Raw genomic sequence first — 4,604 nt, 5'->3', positions numbered from 1 at the left:
GGGTGGCTGATAATAGGGCTCTGGGACCGCCGTCGCGGCTTCGCAAGCCGGCACCAAAGGGCCCGTCACCGAGTTGAACCCCCATGGCGCAGGAAGTCCCGCTGCCAGGCCCGCGCGGACTCCGCTCAGGGCCGGGGTGCTGTCATCCGCTGGCAGGCAGTCCAGGTGGTTCTGACGCATCCAATTGCCCCCACTCGGGCCCGGCTTCGTCTGGCCCAAGGAAAGCACGCGAGCGACCATTCGTCACGGAGAGTAAGCTTCAGTCATGGCACGGCCGCACTTGTAGCCGCCTGATCTCGCTTGTGCGGGTTCCGACGGACCCCGTGATCGGCGATCGTCCTGGCTACCGCGTCATGCACTTTCACCGTGGATTCCCATCTTGTACCGGGCATTGTGCGCCCTGCCTGCTAGTTCTTGGGTCCGGGTCTCGCAGAGAGATCTCACGCACCTTGCGCGGCGCGTCGTTCCTCTCGCAAGTGATTGCTCTCATGCGCTGCTCTGTGCGATTTGCGGGGAGGTGCTGCTACGGCGGCCTCAATTGGCGGGGGCAGAGTCTTTGTCGGACAACACGACCAGGCCGTCCACGCCGACCAGGGTTTCCCGGGTGATCAGGACTGGGTTGATGTCTACCGCTTCCAGGTGTTCGCCGTGACGGCGCGCGAACCGCGCGAGCGCCTGGCAGGCCGCGACGAACTGGCCGGTGCTGTCCGCTCTGTGCCATCGCTTGCTGGCCAGCACCGCTCCGAGCCGGGTCCGGGAAAGCGCCGTCCGGATCCGTTCCGCGCTCGCCGTGACTGGAACGATCGCCACATCCTTGATCGCCTCGGCGAAGACGCCGCCGAGCCCGAACATCAGGAAGTAACCAAGACCCGGTTCGTGCACGATTCCGAGCAGCGCCTCGATTTCGCCGTGCACCGCCGGCTGAACCAGCACTCGTTCGGCGCCCAGGCCGAAAAGACGCTCGGCCTCTGAGCGGATCGTCTCCTCCCCCTCGATGCCGACGACGACGAGGCCCAGGTCTGACTTGTGCGCCACGCCGCTCAGCAGGCCCTTCAGCACGACAGGCCCGCCCTGCTCGGCGGCGGCCTTCACGGCCTCCCCCGGGCTGTTCACGGCAGCCATCGGAGCCATGGGCACGCCCGCCTCCGCGAGCAGCGTGATGCTGTCGAAGTCGTTTAGCACCCCGGACAAGCCCGGTCCGAACGGGGACGTGTGAACGTCGTCCTGCTCCGCTTCGCCAGGCCCGCTGCTCGCGCGTGCCCCGGCGATCGCAGCCATCGCCGTCTCCGTGTCCGAGATGACCGGGACGCCCCCGTCCCGGTAGATCGACCGTTCATCGTCAGTCATGCCACCCGGCGCGATCACGACGTGCGGCTTTGCCGACTGCTTCCGGCTGCGCGCGAAGGACTCGGCGATGGACCGTCGCTCTTCCTCCGTATGCATGGGGTGGTAGAAGTAGACGACGACGTCCACGTTCGCGTCCTTAGCCAGGAGCGAGAACATCGTGGGGGTGTCCAGCTTGCCGTACCCGCCGCCCAAGTCGATCGGGTTCTCGATGTGTGAATGCGGGGCGATCTTGGCGATTCGCTCGTGCGTTGCCTCAGACAGCCCGGGCACCGCCAGTCCATGCCTCGCGGCCGCATCTGCCACGAGGGTCCCCGCACCTCCCGAGAGCGCGGCCACCCCGACGCGTCCCCCCGCCGGGAACGGCTCATCGGAGTCCAGCAGGACTCCCGCGGTCACGAGTTCCTCAACGGTCTGCACCATGCCGACCCCCGCGTCCTCGAGGAACGCACGGTAGGCGGCTCCGGAGCCGGCCATCCGGCTTGAGTGCGCAACTGCGGCCGAGGCCCCCGCGGCCGACGTCCCCAGCTTCAGCGCGATCACTGATTTCGACTGCGCGCGCGCCGCGCGGACAAGGGCACGGAAACGATCGCCGTCGGGCAGCGAGTCGATGAGCAGAGCGATGCATCGCGTGGCCTCGTCGCCCGCGAAGTGCTCCAGGTAGTCGAGCACGTCGAGGTCGCACTCGTTGCCGTCGGACACGAAGGCCGACAGCCCCATGCCCGCCTCCTTGCCGCGGAGCATGATCGTCGAGAACAGCGCCCCGCTGTGGGAGAGGATCGCGACGCCGCCCGGCCGGTGACGCTGGCCGTGCGCGGTGTTGAAGCCGATCGAGACCTGATGGGTCGCACTGTAGATCCCGTTGCAGTTCGGGCCGACGACGCGCGTGCCCGTCTTCGCGGCGATTTCGCGGAGCGCGTCCTCGCGGCGCCGGCCCTCCGGCGTGCCGGCCTCCGCGAACTCAGCCGCGGAAACGATGATGTAGCTGGTCCCGAGCTCGGCGAGCTCCCGTGCCGCCTCTACCGCTGCATCAGCGGGGATGAGCACATATGCGACGTCCACCGGTCCGGGCAGTTCGGAGATGCTTGTCACCGCCGGGAATCCGGAAATCTCGCCGCCTCGCGGGTTGACCGGATAGACCTTGCCGGTGAATCCCTGACTGACCAGGTTCTCCACAACTCGGGAGCCGATCTTTCCAGGGGTCGCGCTCGCGCCCACGATCGCGACGGACCCCGGGTTGAAGAGCCGGCTGAGTGTAGTGGTGTTCATCGATTCCTCCATCTCGGTTGACGCTTCTCAAGGAAGGCCTGCACGCCCTCGACCCTGTCCTCGCTGGAGTACGGGTCCGGGCCGCTGTCGAGCCGCAACGCGCTGAGCAGCGGCTGACCTGATGCAGCGAGCACGTTCGCTTTCATGCGGCGGACGGTGATCGGCGCGTTCTGCGCGATCTCCGTGGCCAGGCGCATCGCCGTCGGCAGCACCTCATCGGGGTCCACGAGCCGGTTCAGGAGCCCCAGCCGCCACGCCTCGTCGGCCTCGATGTACCGCCCGGTATAGAGCAGTTCCATCGCGATGCCCTGCGGGATGAGCCGTGGAAGCACGACGGTGCCGAAGGCGGCCCCCATGCCTCTCTTCGCCTCGGGAAACCCGAATCTCGCACCCTGAGCGCCGATTCTGATGTCGCAGGCGAGCGCCAGCTCGAATCCGCCGGCGACAGCGTTTCCGTTCAGCGCCGCGATGACGGGAGTCTCCATCTGGAGCGGCAGTTCGAAGACGCTCGTCGAGGCGCTGACCTTCGGTCGCACTTGCCGCGCCTGGCCGCTGTCCAGCGCGGCCATCTCTTTCAGGTCGGCACCCGCGCAGAAGGTCGTTCCTGTTCCGGTGAGCACGACCGCCCAGATACGGGGATCAGACTCGGCGGCCACGAGTTCATCGGCGAGCCGGGTGAGGAGTTCCTGGCTGAGCGCGTTCGCCCGCCCGGGTCTGTTCAGCCGCAGCGTCCGCACGTTTCCCTCGGTGCCCGCCACCAGGATGTCCTCGCTCATTGGGACAGCCCTTTCGTCACGTCGCGCCGTTTCTGCGCAGGGCGCCGCGCGGGGATCGGTTCCCGCCACGGCCGGTGCGGGATTCCGAACGCGGTCTTGCCGACTCGGAAGTGCTGCGCCTCCTCGAAGGTCTCGGCAAGCGGGAGGTTTTCGTCGTAGAGCCGCTCCGCTGTCGGGCGGGGACCCGCATGCCCGACATGCCCGGGGACCGCGCGCCCGATGATCCGCTCGAGAAGCGGGATGACTTCGATGAGCGCGTCAAGGTCGATGCCGGTGCTGATGCCCATGCTCTCGGCGAGATGGACGACGTCCTCCGTCGCGGCCATCCCGGTCGCGCGCCCGTTCCCGCAGTACGGGCACCCCCCGATGCCGCCCACCGTTGTGTCAAGGTGGAGGTCCCGCTCACCGCACTCCTGAATCGCCGCGTAGATGGACGCGACCGCCATTCCGCGGGCGTCATGCAGGTGCAGGTAGACCGAATCGATCTCCGGCCAGTGCCCAAGTGCCACGCGGAGGGTCTCAGCGACCGTACCGGGGGTGTTCCAGCTCATCGGGTCACCGAGCATCAGGAAGCGGACAGGCACGCCGCGCTCGTCCCATACCCGGTGGGCCCGCTCGAGCATGCCCATGCGCTCGTCCAGCGAGAACTTGCCCTCGAAGTTCGAACCCCACGCCGCGTTGACGCCGATGCCCCCCGTCGCTGCCTTCGACGCAAGCGCCATGTCGGCGATGAGGGGCCATCGATCGATCTCGTCCCGCTGTCGCTGATTCGCATTGCGGCGCACGAACGTGTCGCACAGGTGGGCGATCAGCGTGGGCGGCAAGGGCGGGGATTCGATGAAGGGGTAGGCGGCCGCCCGGTCGCGGCCCTTCTGATTGAGCGCCAGTGCCGTGTAGTGCACGCCCGGCGCCGGGACGAACCGCGCGAGCAGCTCGTCGATGTGCGCCATCTGGGGCGTGTAGTTCGGGCTGACGAACGAGCCCACGTTGATCCAGCGCAGTCCGGTCCGCGAGAGCGCGTCCAGCAGTTCCAGCTTCTCATCGGTGCTGATATCAACGGACTCGATCTGCATGCCCTCCCGCATGACCTCCTCGTGCAGGTGGACCCGCGGCAACGTCATCGCTGCTCTCCTTATCGACTAGTAGCTGACACCGTGCATAACAGTCGTTCTGGTCAGGTCGCCGGGTCCCGGTGCCCGGTCCACATGTCAAGGT

The 4,604-nt window shown here is 67.5% G+C and carries 3 protein-coding genes; all 3 read right to left on the bottom strand.

Going from position 1 to position 4,604, the window contains the following annotated elements; translation table 11 throughout:
• Positions 1–534: 534 nt before the first annotated feature.
• Genes VGZ23_03280 through VGZ23_03270 form a run of 3 tightly spaced genes read right to left on the bottom strand, consistent with a single transcriptional unit; the run spans position 535 to position 4,510 of the window.
• Positions 535–2,613 carry an acetate--CoA ligase family protein gene (locus VGZ23_03280; protein ID HEV2356618.1) on the bottom strand — a complete coding sequence of 693 codons (2,079 nt, stop codon included), beginning with the start codon at positions 2,611–2,613 and terminating at the stop codon, positions 535–537.
• Positions 2,610–3,389 (bottom strand): enoyl-CoA hydratase/isomerase family protein, encoded by a 780-nt coding sequence (locus VGZ23_03275; GenBank protein HEV2356617.1) that lies wholly within the window; start codon positions 3,387–3,389, stop codon positions 2,610–2,612. The genes VGZ23_03280 and VGZ23_03275 overlap by 4 nt, the downstream gene beginning before the upstream one ends.
• A complete protein-coding gene (locus VGZ23_03270) occupies positions 3,386–4,510 on the bottom strand; it encodes a citramalate synthase (GenBank protein HEV2356616.1) in 1,125 nt (374 codons plus the stop codon). The genes VGZ23_03275 and VGZ23_03270 overlap by 4 nt, the downstream gene beginning before the upstream one ends.
• Positions 4,511–4,604 lie beyond the last annotated feature (94 nt).

This window comes from bacterium (assembly GCA_035945995.1).
In the GTDB taxonomy this organism is placed as follows: Bacteria; Sysuimicrobiota; Sysuimicrobiia; order Sysuimicrobiales; family Segetimicrobiaceae; genus DASSJF01.
This window is presented reverse-complemented; position numbering and strand designations above follow the sequence as displayed.